This window comes from Micromonospora sp. R311 (assembly GCF_056780015.1).
The window spans coordinates 43,684-60,489 of record NZ_JBSWCE010000009.1; the positions used below are offsets into that span (position 1 = coordinate 43,684).

The window sequence follows — 16,806 nt, forward strand, 5'->3', positions numbered from 1 at the left end:
GATCCGGCGTACCGGCTCGGGCGGCGCGACGCCGCCCGCGACCCGGGAGCTGCCGATGCGGAGCCGGCTGCGTGCGCGCGCCGTCTGGCGGGGCCTGCGCCGGGCGCTGCCGGCGTGCGTGGCGCTCGCGCTGGCGGTCCCGCTGTACGCCTGCCGGGTCGAGCTGGTCCCGCCGGGCGCGCCGACCACCTGGCCGGCCGAGTCGGCCCGCCGCTGGCAGTGGCAGTGGCAGCTGAGCGGAGTGCTGGACCCGGGCGTCGACGCCGACGTCTTCCTGCTCGACCCGGTGGCCACCACCGCGGCGCAGACCGCCGAGCTGCGGTCCCGGGACCGCCGGCTGGTCTGCCAGGTGCACGTCGGCTCGTTCCTGCCCACCGACCCGGACGCCGACCGCTTTCCGGCCGGGGTGCGCGGCACCGGGTCCCGCCGCCCGGACAGCCGCTGGCTGGACGTACGGCAGTGGGACACGCTGCGGCCGGTGCTGGCCGACCGGTTCCGGCTCTGCCGGGGCAAGGGGTTCGGCGCGGTGGCGCTCGCCGACGCCGACGGCTACGCCCACCGCTCCGGTTTCCCGCTGGACTTCGACGACGCGCTGCTGTTCAACCGCCGGCTGGCCGAGCTCGCCCGCGCGCTGGACCTCTCCCCCGGCCTGCTCGGCAACACCGAGCAGCTGACCGCCCTGGCCCCGGACTTCGACTTCGCCGTGGACGAGGAGTGCGTACGGCTGCGCCGGTGCGCCAAGCTGCTGCCGTTCGTCGAGGCCGGCAAGCCGGTCTTCCACGTCGAGTACACCGGCTCCACCGAGGACTTCTGCGTGGAGACGGTCGGGTACGGGTTCGCCTCTATCCGCAAGGAGCGCCGCCTGGACGCCTGGCGGATCGCCTGCCCGGTGCTCTGAGCGGCCCGGCCTACCCCTGGCCGGGCCGCCGCCCACGGCGAGGGCCGGACCGCGGCGCGGCCCGGCCCTCGACGGGTGTGGTCAGCGGGCGCCGACCAGCTCCGGCGTGGGCGCCGGCGGGTCGGTCGGCGCCTGCGGGGCGCGGGGGCGCAGGAAGCGCGGCGCCCACCAGTTGGCGTCCCCCAGCATAGTCATCAGCGCCGGCAGCACCACCGCGCGGATGATCGTGGCGTCCAGCAGGATCGCCGCCGCCAGGCCGATGCCGAGCTGCTTGAAGTCGATCATGCTCAGCGTGGCGAAGATCGAGAAGACCCCGACCATCACGATCGCCGCGCTGGTCACCACGCCGGCCGACGAGGTGATCCCGTACGCCACCGCGTCCCGGTTGGACATGCCGGCCCGGATCCCCTCGCGGATCCGGCTGACCACGAAGACGTGGTAGTCCATCGAGAGCCCGAAGAGCACCACGAAGAGGAAGAGCGGCAGCCAGGCCACGATCGCGCCCATCGAGGTGAAGCCGAGCAGGCCCTCGGCCCAGTCGCCCTGGAAGACCAGCACCAGCAGCCCGTACGCGGCGCCGGCGGAGAGCAGGTTGAGCAGGATCGAGCTGAGCGCGATCACCACCGAGCGGAAGGTCAGCACCATCACCAGGAAGGTCAGCACCAGCACGAAGCCCACCACGATCGGCAGCTTCTCCCGGATGTGCTGCGCGTAGTCCTCGCTGCCGGCGATGTCGCCGCCGACCGCGTACTCCACGCCGGGGACCCCGCCGAGCGCCGCCGGGACCAGGTCGTCGCGGAGCCGGTCCAGCGACTGCCCGGCCTGCTCGTCCCGGCTGGTGTACGGGGTGGCGACGGTCAGCACCGACACCTGCCGGTCGGCGGAGACCCGGATCTTCGGGCCGTCCGCCTCGGTCGGCGCGAAGAGCGGGTCGGCCGACGCCCGGCCGGCCAGGTCGGTCAGCGCCGCCTGCACCCGGTCGGCCTCGGCGGCCGGCGCCCGGACCGCCACCGTGTGGCTGGTGCCGTTGCTCGGGAAGGCCGCGGTGAGCCGGTCGTACGCCTGCATCGCCGCGGTGCTGCGCGGCACGTCCTCCATGCCGGGGAACTTCAGCTTCATGCCGAGCGCCGGCACGGCCAGCAGGAGCAGCAGCGCCACCGAGATCACCAGGGTTGCCACCGGAGCCCGCAGCGCGGGCTTCAGCACGGCCGGCCAGAACCGGGGCGACGCCGGCTCGCCGTGCCGCCCGGTACGCGGCGCGGTCAGCCGCCACAGCAACGGCACCCGGGGGCGGTCGACCCAGCGCCCGAGCTTGGCCAGCAGCGCCGGCAGGACGGTCAGCGAGCCGGTCACCGCCACCGCGACCACCAGGATCGAGCCCACCGCGAGGGAGGAGAAGACCACGTCACCGGCGAGCAGCAGCCCGGCCATCGAGATGATCACGGCGAAGCCGGAGACCACCACGGCGTGGCCGGAGGTTTCCGCGGCGATCTCCACCGCGTCCAGGCCCGAGCGGCCCTTGGCCCGCTCCTCCCGCTCGCGCCGCACGTAGAACAGCGAGTAGTCCACCCCGACCGCCATGCCGATCAGCAGGATGACGCTGGCCGTGGTGTCGGTCGCCGGCACCAGGTGTGAGGCGAGGGTGGAGAGCCCCATCGCCGCGGCCACCGACGAGAGCGCCAGCAGCACCGGCACGCCGGCGGCGATCAGCGCCCCGAACGCGATGATCAGGATGGCCAGGGTCACCGGCAGGCTGAGCAGCTCGGCGCGCTTGAAGTCCTTGCCGAGCGTGTCGTCCAGCGCCTTGTTGATCGACGGGCCGCCGACCTGCTCGATCCGCAGCTGCGGGTGCCCGTCCTGCACCTGGGCGGTGGCGTCGCGCAGCGGCTGCACCCGGTCGGACGCGGTCTCCGGGTCGCCGGACATGGTGATCGGCAGCAACAGTGCCGAGCCGTCCCGGGCCGGCACCGGCTCGCCGACGGAGGCGACCCCGGTCACCGAGCGCAGCCGGGCCGCCGCGTCGTCGGCCGCCGCCTTCGCGGCGGCCTGGTCCAGCGTGCCGCCGCGCGGCGTGATGAGGACGTTCTCCGTCGCCGGGTCGTCGAACTTCCCGGCGTCGACGATCACGCCCGCCCGGCCGGACTCGCCGATGGCCTGGTCGGCGGAGGTGGCCTCGTTGAGGCCGGCGGCGCTCCCCCCGACGAAGCACACCGCCACGAACACCACCCACATCGCGACGGCCCGCCACGGGTGCTCCGCGCTCCAGCGTGCCAACCGCACCGTCACCGGTCTTGCCCCCATCACGGGTCCCCCTGTCACGTCAACCCCCTGTCAACGGTGCTGACGCTATGGGCGCGACGGAGGTGGGACATCAGGGAACGGCCCCGGTGCGGCCCGGAACCTGTGCGCGCCCTGAACGGGTGCCGCGGCCGGGCGACCCGGGTCGAATCGGGCCGGTCACCGGGCCCTTCCCGGACCCGGCCCGGCCGACGCGCCGACGGCGACCCGGAGCCGGGTTCGGGGTCATCCCCGAAGCGGTCCCCGAGGGCGGGGCTGGCACCGCGGGCAGCTGTACGACGAACGGTTCATGAACGCCTCACGGCGGATCGGCGCGCCGCAGCGGCGGCAGGGCCGGCCCTCCCGGCCGTAGACGTTCAGCGACCGGTCGAAGTAGCCGCTCTCGCCGTTGACGTTGACGTAGAGGGCGTCGAAGCTGGTCCCGCCCTCCTTGATCGCCTCACCGAGCACGTCCCGGACGTGACCGAGCAGCCGCAGCGCGGCCGGGCGGGTGAGCACGTCGGTGGGACGGGCGCCGTGCAGGCGGGCCCGCCAGAGCGCCTCGTCGGCGTAGATGTTGCCGACTCCGGAGAGCAGGGTCTGGTCCAGCAGCGCCCGCTTCACCTCGGTACGCCGCCGGCGCAGCGCGGCGACGAACTCCGCGTCGGAGAACTGCGGGTCCATCGGGTCGCGGGCGATGTGCGCGATCTCCGCCGGCAGCTCCGCCCCGCCGGCCGAGACGGAGAGCCCGCCGAACGTGCGCTGGTCGACGAAGCGCAGCTCGGGGCCGCCGTCGGCGAACCGGAACCGGATCCGCAGGTGGGTCTCGTCCGGCGCGTCGGCGGGTTGCAGCAGCAGCTGCCCGGACATGCCGAGGTGCCCGATGACCGCGTCCCCGCTGTCCAGCGGCAGCCAGAGGTACTTGCCGCGGCGGCGGACGTCGAGCACGGTCCGCCCGGCCAGCACGTCGGCGAAGTGCGCGGCGCCGGGGGCGTGCCGGCGTACCGCGCGCGGGTGGCGCACCTCGACCGAGGCGATCCGGCGGCCGGTGACCCATTGGGCCAGGCCCTGCCGGACCGTCTCCACCTCGGGCAGCTCAGGCACGACCCGCGCCCGCCTCGGCGGCGTCGGAGGCCGTCTCGGCGGCGGCCGGGGCCGGGGCCCGCTCCTGCGCCGCCCGGTCCTGCTCCGCCTGCTCGGTCAGCGTCCGCCAGGCCGACTCGGCGGCCCGCTGCTCGGCTTCCTTCTTGCTCCGCCCCTCGGCACCGCCGTAGCGGTTGCCGGCCACCACCACCCAGGCGGTGAAGGTCTTCAGGTGGTCCGGTCCGGTGCCCTCGATGCGGTACTCGGGCACGCCCAGCCCGAGCGAGGCGGTCAGCTCCTGCAGGCTGGTCTTCCAGTCCAGCGCGGCGCCGCGACCGGCCGACTCGGCCATCAGCGGGTCGAACAGCCGGTGGATCACCTGCGCCGCGGTGTCCAGGCCGTACTGGAGGTAGATCGCGCCGAGCAGCGCCTCGAGGGTGTCGGCCAGGATGCTGGCCTTGTCCCGGCCGCCGGTGGTCTCCTCCCCCTTGCCGAGCAGCAGGTAGGCGCCGAGCCCGTCCGGGCCCAGGCCCCGGGCCACGTCGGCCAGCGCCCGCATGTTGACCACGCTGGCCCGCAGCTTGGCCAGCTGCCCCTCGGGCAGGTCGGGGTGGTTGTGGAAGAGCGCGGTGGTGATCACCACGCCGAGCACCGAGTCGCCGAGGAACTCCAGCCGCTCGTTGGTGGGCAGGCCGCCGTTCTCGTACGCGTACGAGCGGTGGGTCAGCGCCCGCTCCAGCAGTTCCGGGTCCAGCGTGACGCCGAACGCCGCCTCCAGGTGACCGACGGATGCCCGCCGCCGCTTGTCGTTGGTCATGATGTGCGTACCTCGGTGTCGGTGGTGCGGTCGATGCGGTCCTCGGCGACCTCCGCGGCGTCCAGCAGCGCGGAGATCAGGTCGGTGGCGCCCCGCCGCCACAGGTGGGCGGCGAGCGCGATGCCGGAGGCGACGTCGTCGGCCCGGGCGGCGCCGTGGCAGACGACCACGGTCCCGGCCACCCCGAGCAGGGCGGCCGCGCGCGGTGCCCCGCCGCCGGCGGGTGGTCCGCCGGCCATCGCGTACGCGCCCTCGATCGCCTTGAGCAGCACGTTACCGGTGAAGCCGTCGGTGACCACCACGTCGGCGCGCGCGCCGAGCGCGACGTCGTAGCCCTCGACGAGGCCGACGTAGCGGCCGCCGCAGGGCAGCGGCTCGGCGGCGAGGGCGGGGTCGGCGAGCCGGCGGACCCGGTCGCCCTTGCCCGCCTCGGTGCCGACGGAGAGCAGCCCGACCCGGGGCTCGGCGACGGCGTGCGCGACCGCCGCGTAGGCGGCGCCGAGCACGGCGTGCCGGGCGAGGGTGGCCGGGCGCGGCTCCAGCGACCCGCCGACGTCGAGCAGTACGACCGGGCCGGCGACCGCCGGCAGGGTGGCGACCAGGGCCGGCTGGCGGACCGCCGGCCAGCGGCCGAGGCCGAGCGCGGCGGCGGTGACGGTGGCACCGGTCGAGCCGGCGGAGACCAGCGCGTCGGCGGCGCCGTCGCGGACCGCGGTGACGGCCGCCCGGACGGTGCTGTGCGCGCGGGCGGCGCTGGGGTGGTCGGCCATGCCGACGGCGGCGCGGACCGGCCGGACGGCGACCCGGGCGCGCTGCGCCGGGTCGAGGGCGGCGATCAGCTCGCCGGCGACCTCGGTCGGGCCGACGAGCAGCAGGTGCAGGTCAGGGTCGGCGCGCAGGGCCCGCAGAGCGCCGTCAACCACGACGGCGGGAGCGTCGTCCCCGCCGAGGAGGTCAACGGCGATCCGCGCGATGCCCGGCTCCACCTGAACACCGGCCGGAGCAGGCCGGCCGGCGTCGGTGGGAGCCGGGGCACCGGGCGTTCGCCAGGGCGCGCGCGCCGCCCGACCTGTGGTCGGGGGCGTCACTCGGCGTCCGGTCAGACCTCGATGATCTGACGACCGTTGTAGGTGCCGCAGACGGAGCAGGCGGCGTGCGGCAGCTTCGGGGACTTGCACTGCGGGCAGGCCACGGTCACGACCGCCGCGGTCTTCCACTGCGCCCGGCGGGACCGGGTGTTGCTGCGCGACATCTTGCGCTTGGGGACGGCCACGGTTCTTACTCCTCTTTACGGGTCAGTTGCGACAGGCCCGCCCAACGCGGGTCGATCTGCTGGTGACTGTGGTCGGCCGGCAGCTCGTCCCGGTGCACCCCACACTCGGGGCACAAGCCTGGGCAGTCCTCCCGGCAGAGCGGGTTGGTCGGCAGTGTGAGCACCACCGCGTCCCGCAGCGCCGGCTCCAGGTCGATCAGATCTCCCTGCATCCGGCCCACCTCGTCCTCGTCGGTCGTGGTATCCGTGGTGCTGTTCTCGTACGCGTACAGCTCCTGGATCCGCACGGCCACCGAGTCGTTGATCTCGCGCAGGCAGCGCCCGCACTCGCCCCGGACGGGACCGCTGACGGTGCCCGAGACGAGCACGCCCTCGGACACCGACTCCAACCTCAGGTCGAGGTCGAGGTCCGCGCCCTCCGGCACGCTGATCAACTCCACGCCGAGGTCCGCCGGTGCCGTTACCACCCGCTTGACCGTACGCAACGCACCAGGCCGGCGCGGCAGCTCCCTCGTGTCGAGGACCAGCGGCGACCTGGGGTCGAGTTGGGAAGGCGTGTGTTTGGGCATAGTCAGACTCCGGCCGGTGAGAGGCCGACAAAAAAGGGTACCTGGGCGACCGCCGGACCGTCGAACCGGGGGCGACGCCCACCCGCCCTGCCGGCTGCTGAGGTGCCGCTCAGAAGGGTAGCGGCCGTTCCGCCTCGTCGCCCCCGAAGGTGCCGATCTCCCGCAGCGCGTGCATCTTGTCACGGCCGCGCTCGATCGAGGCCAGGGCCCGGGTGAGGAACTGCTCGAAGTTGGCCAGCGCGGTGTCGACGTAGTCGTCGACCTCCTCGCGCAGCCGCTGCGCCTCGGCGCGGGCCTCGGCGATGATCCGGGCGCCCTCGTGCTCGGCGGAGACGGTGATCTCGTTCACCGAGACCAGGCGGGCGTGTTCCGCCTCACCCTCGCTGATGATCCGGTCGGCCTCGCGCTTGCCGGCCTCCATGATCTTGTCCCGCTCCTCCAGCAGAGCGGCGGCCCGGCGCAGGTCGGCGGGGAGCTCGGCGCGCAACTCCTCCAGCGCCGCGATCATCTCACCCCGGTCGACCATGCAGTTGTTGCGCGACATGGGGACGGAGCGGGCCGTCTCCACCATGGCGATCAGTTCGTCGATGCGGTCGAGCGGGTCCACCGGTACCTCACTCCTGTCGTTCGTCGGCCGACCTACATGATGCGGGCTACGGCCGGGTTCCCGCTCCACCCATGATGTCGTGCGCGGGCGAGCCGGCGCTCCACCGGCCGGCCCGGCGCGTCGCGCCGATCGTCGGCCCCGCGCCCCCGGCCGGCCTGTGCCCGGTCGCGGCCGACGGTCGCAGTCGCCGCCGGCGCGGCGGTCAACCGCGGGCGGGACGGGCAACCGCGGGCGGGACGGGCAACCGCGGGCGGGACGGTCAGCCGCGGGCGGCCGGCCCGAGCCGGGCCTGCAACTCCGCCCGGACCCGGTCCGGCACGTGCGCGGAGATGTCGCCGCCCCACTTGGCCACGTCCTTGACGAGGCTGGACGAGAGGAACGAGTAGAGCGGGTTGGTCGGCATGAAGAGGGTCTCGACGCCGGCCAGGCCGATGTTCATCTGGGCCATCTGCAACTCGTAGTCGAAGTCGCTGACCGCGCGCAGGCCCTTGACCAGCACGCTCGCCTGCTGGGCCCGGCAGAAGTCGACCAGCAGCCCGCGGAACGACTCGACCCGGACGTTGTCGTACGAAGCGGTCACCTCGCGGAGCATGTCGATCCGCTCCTCGACGGTGAACAGGCCGCTCTTCGCCTGGTTCATCAGCACACCGACGATCACCTCGTCGAAGAGCCGGCTGGCCCGGCCGATGATGTCGAGGTGTCCGTTGGTGACCGGGTCGAACGAGCCGGGACACACCGCGCGTCTCATGATCGGCGACCGTACCAAAGGGTGGTCTCGCCGTACCGGCGACTGCGCTCGCCGGTGACACCCGGCACCCACTCGACCGGTCCGGTCCGGCTGGAGCGCTCCACCACGACCAGCGCGTCCGGAGCCAGCCAGTCGCCGTCGACCAGGGCGGCCAGCATCGCGGTGATCTCCGCGTCCGGCACCGCGTACGGCGGGTCGGCGAAGACCACGTCGTACGGGCCGCCCTCCGGGCCGGCGGCCAGCACGGTGGCGACCCGGCCGGTGACCAGCCGGGCGGCCGGCGCGGCGCGCAGGGCCGCCATGTTCTCCCGGATCACCCGGGCGGCCCGCGGGTCGGACTCGACCAGCAGCACGTGCCCGGCGCCCCGGGACAGCGCCTCCAGCCCGACCGCGCCGGAGCCCGCGTACAGGTCGGCGACGCGCGCGCCGGTCAGGTCGACCTCGGCCTGCACCGCGCTGAACAGCGCCTCCCGGACCCGGTCGGACGTGGGCCGGGTGCCGGCGCCCGGGGGCGCGGCGATCCGCCGCCCGCCGAGCGTCCCGGCCACGATGCGGGTCACCGTCTCCTCCTGCTCATGCCCCGACGCTACGCGAGCCGCGGGGACCCGCCGGCGACACCGCCGGTATGCGTGTCGCGCCGATCCGACCACCCTTCGTATATCAATGATCTCGCATTCATAACATCATTCTTAGGTCCCGCTGAGCGCTGTAACGCGCGCGGCGATCTCGCTAGGGTCTGCCGGGTGTCGGCGGTGGACCGCCGACCACGGCACGGGACGGCGCCCGCACCGGACACGCGGTGAGGCACCCGCGACCGTCCGAACGCCCGCCCCGCGCCGAAACCCCTTCAGCTTCCTCACCCCGGGAGTACCGCGTGATCCGTACCAGAGCGTCGCTGCGGCGACCACTGGCCGTGCTGGGGGCCGCCTTCCTCGGCCTCACCGCGGCCGTCGCGGTGGCCGCGCCGGCCAGCGCCCACCACACCACCATCACCGCCACCGCCGACTGCGACCAGCTCAGCGGCGAGCGGATGATCACGTGGAAGGTGGTGAACAGCGAGAGCAACAAGGACGCCACGATGACGCAGGTCACGGCGTCTCCGGCGACCCCGGTGACGGTCGCCGTCGATGGTGCCGAGAGCAAGCCGCTGGACAAGGTGGTCATCGCCAAGGGCGGGTTCGTCGAGGCGGTCCAGCGGGTGCCGGGCGACACCGCACGCGCGACCCTCGAGGTGAAGGCCGCGTGGTACAAGAACAACAAGACGAACACGTCCACCGACCACGGCAGCATCGACCTGGCCGGTGACAAGCCCTGCACGCCGGCGCCCAAGTGCGTGGACGCCAGCGAGGCCAAGTACAGCCACACCTTCGACGGACCGAAGGGCACCGCGACCGTCAAGCTCGACGGTGACCTGCCGCTCTGCGGCGAGAGCAAGCAGTGGTTCACCCTGGTCTCCTACTTCGCGCCGCGGCCGCAGTTCGCCACCCCGCAGTACGTCTACGGCTCGCCGGACAGCGACTGGATCGGCGGCACCCAGACCGAGATCGACCTGAAGGTCGACATCCCGGACTGCCACACCCAGGTGGACCTGATCTGGGGCGGCCTGGACGAGGTCATCGACCCGCTGGTCGAGGGCGGCAAGCGGTACGGCGACAAGAAGCTCGGCTCGAAGGGCGCGCCGGGCAACCGGTCCACCGGCCCGCAGGGCTGGTACAACGGCGGTGACAAGAGCTGCACCACTCCGGCCGCGACCTTCGCGTCCAACTGCGACGGCACCGTCACCGTGTCGCTGAGCAACGACGGCAAGATCTCCAAGTACCCGGTCGAGTTCGAGGTCCGGGGCGAGAACGGCTGGTCCAAGAAGGTCACCGTCGAGCCGGGCAAGGCCGACAACGGCGTCGTGGTGCCGGCCGGGAGCGCCGGCAAGGTCGAGGTGCTGGTCGACGGCAAGGTGATCGAGAACGGCACGTACTCGTGGCAGCGCCCCGAGGACTGCCCGCTGCCCACCATCACCACCGAGGCGGACTGCAAGACCTTCAGCCTGACCGCGACCAACCCGGAGGGTGGTCTGCCGGTCAAGGTGGAGTTCACCTACGGCGGCAAGACCGAGACCCGGACCGTCGAGCCGGGCAAGTCCGAGACGGTCACCTTCAAGGCCGGCAAGGACGAGACCGCGCTGGTCGTGCTCCCCGAACTGGAGCTGGAGATGGAGGCCGTCTACGCCCCCGAGGGTGACTGCGGCGGCGGGGGCGCCGGTGGCGAGGAGCCGGGCCTGCCGGTGACCGGTGCGGCGGCCGGCGGCATCGCCGCGGGCGCGGTCGCCCTGCTCGCCCTGGGCGCGGTGCTCTTCGTGATGGCGCGCCGGCGTCGGGTGCGCTTCACCGCCTGACCTGATCCGGACTGAGCGCTGAGGGCGCGTCGACCCACCCGGGTCGGCGCGCCCTCACCATGTCCACCCGCGACGGCCACCCACCGCGCCACCCGGGCAGCGCGGCTCGCCGGTGCCGGTGCTGCTGGTGCCTGCCGCGACCCGCCCCGCAGTCGGCAGCAGCTTGATGCCGCTGGGTCATCAATATGACCTGGAGGCATCACGTTCATCGCGACCTGACCCCCGGGCCGGGCGGTCTGCAGGCCCGCCGCGAGCAGCACGCTTCCCGCGAAACGGTGGGTGACCCCGGCAAGGCCCCCCGTCGAGAGCAGGCTCCTCGCACAGGAGCCGCGCCGCATCACCCGGCGACCGCGGCCGCGAGGGGTGGCGAGCTCAGCCCTTCTCCAGGTATTCCGCGCGCTCCTCGTCGACCAGGGCGGCCACCGAGGCGGCCAGCGCCGGATGCCGGGACAGCTCCGGATCCTCCTCGACCAGGGTGATCGCCTCGGCCCGGGCGTCGCGGATCAGGTCGGCGTCGCGCAGCAGGGAGAGCAGGCGCAGGTGGGAGCGGCGCCCGGACTGGGTGGCCCCCAGCACGTCGCCCTCGCGGCGCTGCTCCAGGTCGAGTTCGGCGAGCTTGAACCCGTCGGTGGTGGAGGCGACCGCGTCCAGCCGTTCCCGTGCCGGGCTGCCCTCGGTCGCCTCGGTGACCAGCAGGCAGAGCCCGGCGGCGGCGCCCCGGCCGACCCGGCCGCGCAGCTGGTGCAGCTGGGAGACGCCGAACCGGTCGGCGTCCAGCACGATCATGACGGTGGCGTTCGGCACGTCGACGCCGACCTCCACCACGGTGGTGGCCACCAGCACGTCGAGGTCGCCGGCGGCGAAGGAGCGCATCACCGCGTCCTTCTCGTCGGCCGGCAGCCGGCCGTGCAGCACGCCGATCCGCAGCCCGTGCAACGGCCCCTCGGCCAGCAGCGGGGCCACCTCGGTCACCGCCAGCGGCGGTCGCCGCCCGGAGTCGTCCTCCCGGGGCGCCTCCTCCGACCCCGGGCCCGGTTCGAGGTCCGCCTCCGCGCTGGCCGCTCCGGCCCCGGACCCCGAGTCACCGATCCGCGGGCAGACCACGTACGCCTGGTGGCCGGCGGCCACCTCCTCGCGCAGCCGGCGCCAGGCCCGGTCCAGGAACGCCGGCTTCTCGGCGGCCGGGACGACGTGCGAGGCGATCGGCGACCGGCCGCGCGGCAGCTGGGACAGGGTCGAGGTCTCCAGGTCGCCGTAGACGGTCATCGCCACCGTGCGCGGGATCGGGGTGGCGGTCATCACCAGCACGTGCGGCGGCTGCTCGGCCTTGGCGCGCAGGGCGTCGCGCTGCTCGACGCCGAACCGGTGCTGCTCGTCGACCACGACCAGACCCAGATCGGCGAAGTCGACCCCCTGGTAGAGCAGGGCGTGGGTGCCGAGCACGATGCCGGCGGCGCCGCTGGCCACCTCGGCCAGCGCCCGCCGGCGCGCCGCCGCGCCGAGCGAGCCGGTGACCAGTTCGATCCGGGTGGCGTGCTCGGCGGCGCCCAGCTCGCCGGCCCGGCCGAGCGGCCCGAGCAGGTCGAGCATGCCCCGGTGGTGCTGGGCGGCGAGCACCTCGGTCGGGGCGAGCAGCGCGGCCTGCCCGCCGGCGTCGACCACCTGGAGCATCGCGCGCAGTGCGACCACGGTCTTGCCGGAGCCGACCTCGCCCTGCAACAGCCGGTGCATCGGGTGCGGGGTGGCCAGGTCGGCCGCGATCTCGACGCCCACGTCCCGCTGGCCGGGGGTCAGCTCGTAGGGCAGCCGGGCGTCGAACGCGTCCAGCAGGCCGCCCGGGCGCGGCGGGCGGGGGTGGGCGGGCCAGTCGGCGGCCCGGTGCTTGCGCTGCACCAGGGTCAGCTGCACGGCGAACGCCTCGTCCCACTTCAGCCGCCGGCGGGCGCGGTAGAGATCCTCCTTGCTGGACGGCCGGTGGATCTCGCGCAGCGCGGTGCCGAGCCCGACCAGGTTGCGGCTGGCCCGCACGGTGGCCGGCAGCGGGTCCTCCGGCGGGGTGAAGGTGTCCAGCACCACCCGGACGCAGCGGGCGATCACCCAGGTCGGCACCGCGGCGGCCGCCGGGTAGACCGGGATCAGCGCGCCGGCGAACTCCTCGATCTCCTCGCTGGCCGCCGCCTCGCCGTCACCGCCCTCGCCGAGCAGGACGTACTCCGGGCCGTTGAGCTGCCGCTTGCCCCGGAACTCGGTGACCTTGCCGGCGAACAGCCCCCACCGGCCGGGGCGCAGCTCCCGCTCCCGCCACGCCTGGTTGCCGAAGAAGGTCAGCGTGAGCAGGCCGCCGGAGCCGTCGCCGACGGTCACCTCCAGCAGGTTGCCGCGACGCTGGCGCATCGGGCGTACGGCGGTGCGCTGCACCTGGGCCAGTACGGTGACCTGTTCGCCGACGTCCAGCGAGCGGATGTCGGTGTGCTCGCCGCGCTCGTCGTAGCGGCGGGGGAAGTGGTAGATCAGGTCGCCGGCGGTGTGCAGGTCGAGGTGGCCGGCCAGCGCCTTCGCCGTCTTCTCGCCGACCAGCTTCTTCAGCGGCGTGTCCACCGTGGCCGTCTCGGGCATCACTCGACCCCCACCAGGAGCGGATAGTGCGGCTGGCCGCCCGGGTAGGCCTGCACCTCCACGAACGGCCACCGCCGCCCGACGTGCTCCCGCACCGCCTCGGCCAGCCCGTCCGGGGCGTCCGCCCCGGCGAGCAGGGTGACCAGCTCGCCCCCGCCGCCGAGCATCCGGTCGACCACGGCGACGCAGGTGTCGAGCAGGTCGGCGCCGATCAGGTGCACCTCCCCCTCGACCAGCGCCAGCACGTCGCCGGGACGGCACGGGCCGGCCACGGTCAGCGCCTCCCGGCTGGCGTGGCAGACCTCGGCGTAGCGGCAGGCGCCGGCCGCCTCGGCCATCGCGATCACGTCGTCCTCGAAGCGCCGCCCCGGGTCGCGTACGGCGAGCGCGGCCAGCGCCTGCACCGGCGACCGGGTCGGCACCACGCTGACCTTGACCCCGAGCCCGTGCGCCTCCCGGGCGGCGGCGCTCGCCACCGCCTGCGTGTTCGGGTCGTTGGGCAGCACCACCACCCGGGCGGCGGCGGTGGCCCGGATCGCGTCCAGCAGCTCCCCGGTCGACGGGTTGCCCGGCACCACGGTGGCGCCCTCGCCGGCGAAGAGCTCGGCGATGCCCGCGCCGGCGGCCACCACCACGGCGGCCCGCCCGTCCGCCGCGACGGCGGGCGACACCGGCGCGACCTGGTCGGCGAAGCGGGTCACCGAGATCCGGTGCGGCCGGCCGGCGACCACCCCCGCCTCGATCGCCGCGCCGACGTCGTTGACGTGCACGTGCACGTTCCAGGTGCCGCCGTGGCCCACCACGACCAGCGAGTCCCCCAGCGCCGCCAGCTCGACCCGCAGCCGCGCCACCGCCGCCTCGTCGTCGGCGTCGAGCAGGAACTGCACCTCGTAGGCGTACTCGTCGGAACCGGTCTCGCGGACGGCGGTGGCCGGCGGGCGGGCCACCCGCGGCGCGGGCGCCGGCCGCTGCGGGCTCTCCCCCGTGACCACCTCGACCAGGGCGTCGAGCAGCAGGCACAGCCCGCGCCCGCCGGCGTCGACCACGCCGGCCCGGGCCAGCGCCGGCAGTTGCTCGGGGGTGCGGGCGAGCGCCCGGGACGCCTCGCCGGCCGCCGCCCGGGCGACCGCGCAGAGATCGTCGCTCTCCGCCCGCTCGGCGGCCCCGGCGCCCGCCGCGGCGACGCTGAGCAGGGTGCCCTCGACCGGCCGGGCGACCGCGGCGTAGGCGGCGGTGGCGGCGGCGCGCAGCGCCACCGCCAGCTCCCGGCCGCGCACCGCGGGCCGGGCGGCCAGCGCGTCGGCGAAGCCGCGCAGGATCTGCGACAGGATCACGCCGGAGTTGCCCCGGGCGCCGAGCAGCGCGCCCTGGGCCATCAGCCGCAGCGCGTGGCCGTGCGGGGTGGGGCCGTCGTCGGGGAGGGTGTCGAGATCCATGGCCAGCGCCTGCTGCGCCGAGGTGAGGGTGAGCACCAGATTGGTGCCGGTGTCGCCGTCGGGCACCGGGTAGACGTTCAGGTCGTCGATCTCGCCCTGGTGCCGCTTGAGCGCGGCCAGCCCGCCCGCGCACCAGCGGCGGACCGCGGCGGCGTCGAGGGTGTCCAGCACGGCGAGAAGCCTACTGGCGCGCACCGACAGCCGCCGGGGTCGGCCGGGCCGGCGCGGCGTGTCCCGCCGGCCGGCCGCCCGGTGGCCGGCCGGTACGCTGGTGGGGCGTCCCGCCGCGCCGCGGGCCGCTGCCGCGACGCCGCCCCGGCCCACCGCGGCCCGGGGCGCCGGGGCGGTTGGGCGGCACGGCGGTTCATCGGGTAACCTGGCCAGGTTGCCCGGGCAGCGCCTGGCGGCGACCTCATGAACGTTTCAATCCCAGGAGTATCCCGTGGCTAGCGTGTGCGACGTCTGTGGCAAGGGACCGGGCTTCGGCCACAACGTGTCCCACTCGCACCGGCGGACCAACCGCCGCTGGAACCCGAACATCCAGTCGGTGCGGACCCCGGCCGGTGGCGGCAACACCAAGAAGGTGCAGGTCTGCACCTCGTGCATCAAGGCCGGCAAGGTCACCCGCGCCTGACGCGGTAGCGCCGACCTCCATACTCGCCAGCGCCGGCGGGCCCTCGTGGTCCGCCGGCTCTGTCGTGTCCGGGCACCGGCGCTGACCGGTACGCGACGCTGCGTCGACGCACCCCCACGGATCCGGTTAGGGTCTGCCTGCGCCGGCCGTCCCCTTTTCCGGCGCGCACCCGAGCACGGAGGACGACTGGTGCAGCTGGACCTGGGCCGAGACGAGATGATCATTGTCGGGGCGTCCCTCGGCATGCTGCGCTGGTATGCCGAGGAACTGCCGGCCGGCAGCGTGGTGCTGGTCGAGGAGCCGGACGTGATCCGGCGCCGCGGCATCGAACAGCTGGCGGCCGAGTTGCCGTTCATCTCCCGGGTGGTCGCCGCGCGCTACCAGACCGGCCTGGACGCGACCGCGCTGGTCGCCCGCGAGCCCGGGCTGCGTGCCGCCCGGCTGGTGGTGCCCGGCCTGGAGTACGCGGTCGCCGGCGCCGCCCGGCTCGCCGCCGCGCTCGGCCTGCCCGGCGCCGGGGCGGAGGCCGCCGACGTCTTCTCCGACAAGCACCGGATGCGGCTGCTGGCCGCCGACGCCCAGTTGGCGAACCCGGCGTTCGAGTTGGTCGGCACGCCCGCCGAGGCGGTGACGTTCGCCCAGCGGCACGGTGGCCGGTGCGTGCTGAAGCCGACCCGCCGCTCGGGCAGCCTCGGCGTGCAGATCATCGCCGACCCGGCGGAGATCGCCGACGCCTGGGCGGCCACCGCGTCGCCCGAGCCGCCGCCGGAGGCGACCGACGGGCTGCCCACCGGGGTGCTCGTCGAGCAGGTCCTGGACGGCCCGGAGCACAGCGTCGAACTGCTCGTCGCCGACGGCGAGGTGATCTTCGGCAACGTCACCGACAAGCGGGTGCTGCCCGGTCGCTGCCCGGTGGAGACCGGCCACACGGTGCCCACGGCGCTGCCCGCGGCCACCCGCCGGGAACTGCTCGCGGTGGCGACCCGGCTGGCCGCCGCGGCGGGCTTCCGCACCGGGGTGCTGCACAGCGAGTGGATCATCGCCGACGGCCGGCCGACCCTGGTGGAGTGCGCCGCCCGGCTGCCCGGCGACATGATCACCGCACTGGTCTCGATCGCCTACGAGTGCGGGTTCATCGAGGCGTACCTGCGCACGTTGCGCGGGGAGCGGCCGGCGCTGCGGCCGCGGCCGACCGGCGCGGCGGTGGTGGAGTTCCTGCTCGCGCCGCCGGGCACGGTCACCGGCATCGACGGGCTGCGCGACGCCCGCCGGGTGCCGGGCGTGCTGGACGTGCAGCTCGACGTGGCGGTGGGCGACACCGTGGCCGAGGTGACCTCGTCGCTGCGGCGCAGCGGCCACGTGCTGGCCTGGGGCATCGACGGCGCCGCCGCGACGCACACCGCCGGCAAGGCCGCCGAGCAGATCCGCATCACCACCGGCTGACCGGCCCGGTCCGAAT

General features: G+C 74.7%; 15 protein-coding genes. 4 read left to right on the forward strand and 11 right to left on the reverse strand.

The window, feature by feature from the left end; translation table 11 throughout:
- Window positions 1–55 precede the first annotated feature (55 nt).
- Window positions 56–898 (forward strand): endo alpha-1,4 polygalactosaminidase, encoded by an 843-nt coding sequence (locus AC1WTP_RS09640; protein WP_481648869.1) that lies wholly within the window; start codon window positions 56–58, stop codon window positions 896–898.
- 81 nt (window positions 899–979) lie between these two features.
- Here the strand turns inward: AC1WTP_RS09640 and AC1WTP_RS09645 are convergent, their stop codons facing one another.
- The 9 genes from AC1WTP_RS09645 to rsmD all read right to left on the reverse strand — a co-directional run bounded on the left by AC1WTP_RS09645 (window position 980) and on the right by rsmD (window position 8,832).
- The gene (locus AC1WTP_RS09645) at window positions 980–3,199 is read right to left on the reverse strand and encodes an MMPL family transporter (RefSeq protein ID WP_481648870.1); all 2,220 of its coding nucleotides are present in this window, start codon (window positions 3,197–3,199) and stop codon (window positions 980–982) included.
- Between the two features lie 222 nt (window positions 3,200–3,421).
- Window positions 3,422–4,279 carry a bifunctional DNA-formamidopyrimidine glycosylase/DNA-(apurinic or apyrimidinic site) lyase gene (gene mutM, locus AC1WTP_RS09650; protein ID WP_481648871.1) on the reverse strand — a complete coding sequence of 286 codons (858 nt, stop codon included), beginning with the start codon at window positions 4,277–4,279 and terminating at the stop codon, window positions 3,422–3,424.
- Window positions 4,272–5,075 (reverse strand): ribonuclease III, encoded by an 804-nt coding sequence (rnc, locus tag AC1WTP_RS09655; RefSeq protein ID WP_481648872.1) that lies wholly within the window; start codon window positions 5,073–5,075, stop codon window positions 4,272–4,274. The genes mutM and rnc overlap by 8 nt, the downstream gene beginning before the upstream one ends.
- A complete protein-coding gene (locus AC1WTP_RS09660; protein ID WP_481648873.1) occupies window positions 5,072–6,061 on the reverse strand; it encodes a phosphate acyltransferase PlsX in 990 nt (329 codons plus the stop codon). The genes rnc and AC1WTP_RS09660 overlap by 4 nt, the downstream gene beginning before the upstream one ends.
- A 113-nt stretch (window positions 6,062–6,174) precedes the next feature.
- The gene (gene rpmF, locus AC1WTP_RS09665) at window positions 6,175–6,348 is read right to left on the reverse strand and encodes a 50S ribosomal protein L32 (RefSeq protein WP_481648874.1); all 174 of its coding nucleotides are present in this window, start codon (window positions 6,346–6,348) and stop codon (window positions 6,175–6,177) included.
- A 5-nt stretch (window positions 6,349–6,353) separates the two neighbouring features.
- On the reverse strand, window positions 6,354–6,917 hold the full coding sequence (locus AC1WTP_RS09670) for a YceD family protein (protein WP_481648875.1): 564 nt from the start codon (window positions 6,915–6,917) through the stop codon (window positions 6,354–6,356).
- A 109-nt stretch (window positions 6,918–7,026) separates the two neighbouring features.
- Window positions 7,027–7,524, reverse strand: a complete 498-nt coding sequence (locus AC1WTP_RS09675; RefSeq protein WP_481648876.1) for a hypothetical protein — start codon at window positions 7,522–7,524, stop codon at window positions 7,027–7,029.
- 259 nt (window positions 7,525–7,783) lie between these two features.
- Complete coding sequence (gene coaD / locus AC1WTP_RS09680; RefSeq protein WP_447135680.1) at window positions 7,784–8,272, reverse strand: pantetheine-phosphate adenylyltransferase; 489 nt, start codon at window positions 8,270–8,272, stop codon at window positions 7,784–7,786.
- Complete coding sequence (rsmD, locus tag AC1WTP_RS09685; RefSeq protein ID WP_481648877.1) at window positions 8,269–8,832, reverse strand: 16S rRNA (guanine(966)-N(2))-methyltransferase RsmD; 564 nt, start codon at window positions 8,830–8,832, stop codon at window positions 8,269–8,271. Before rsmD ends, coaD begins: the two co-directional genes overlap by 4 nt.
- A gap of 314 nt (window positions 8,833–9,146) precedes the next feature.
- Between rsmD and AC1WTP_RS09690 the strand changes: the two genes are divergently transcribed.
- Window positions 9,147–10,661 (forward strand): cell wall anchor protein, encoded by a 1,515-nt coding sequence (locus AC1WTP_RS09690; RefSeq protein ID WP_481648878.1) that lies wholly within the window; start codon window positions 9,147–9,149, stop codon window positions 10,659–10,661.
- Window positions 10,662–11,033: 372 nt separating this feature from the next.
- Here the strand turns inward: AC1WTP_RS09690 and recG are convergent, their stop codons facing one another.
- Window positions 11,034–13,277 (reverse strand): ATP-dependent DNA helicase RecG, encoded by a 2,244-nt coding sequence (gene recG, locus AC1WTP_RS09695; protein ID WP_481648879.1) that lies wholly within the window; start codon window positions 13,275–13,277, stop codon window positions 11,034–11,036.
- On the reverse strand, window positions 13,277–14,884 hold the full coding sequence (locus tag AC1WTP_RS09700; RefSeq protein ID WP_481648880.1) for a DAK2 domain-containing protein: 1,608 nt from the start codon (window positions 14,882–14,884) through the stop codon (window positions 13,277–13,279). Before AC1WTP_RS09700 ends, recG begins: the two co-directional genes overlap by 1 nt.
- Before the next feature lie 271 nt (window positions 14,885–15,155).
- On the opposite strand from AC1WTP_RS09700, the gene rpmB reads away from it, so the two are divergent.
- Together rpmB and AC1WTP_RS09710 are read left to right on the forward strand one after the other, a co-directional pair.
- The gene (gene rpmB, locus AC1WTP_RS09705) at window positions 15,156–15,347 is read left to right on the forward strand and encodes a 50S ribosomal protein L28 (RefSeq protein ID WP_481648881.1); all 192 of its coding nucleotides are present in this window, start codon (window positions 15,156–15,158) and stop codon (window positions 15,345–15,347) included.
- A 189-nt stretch (window positions 15,348–15,536) separates the two neighbouring features.
- Window positions 15,537–16,790: an ATP-grasp domain-containing protein gene (locus AC1WTP_RS09710; RefSeq protein ID WP_481648882.1), complete on the forward strand. Its 1,254-nt coding sequence runs from the start codon at window positions 15,537–15,539 to the stop codon at window positions 16,788–16,790.
- Window positions 16,791–16,806 lie beyond the last annotated feature (16 nt).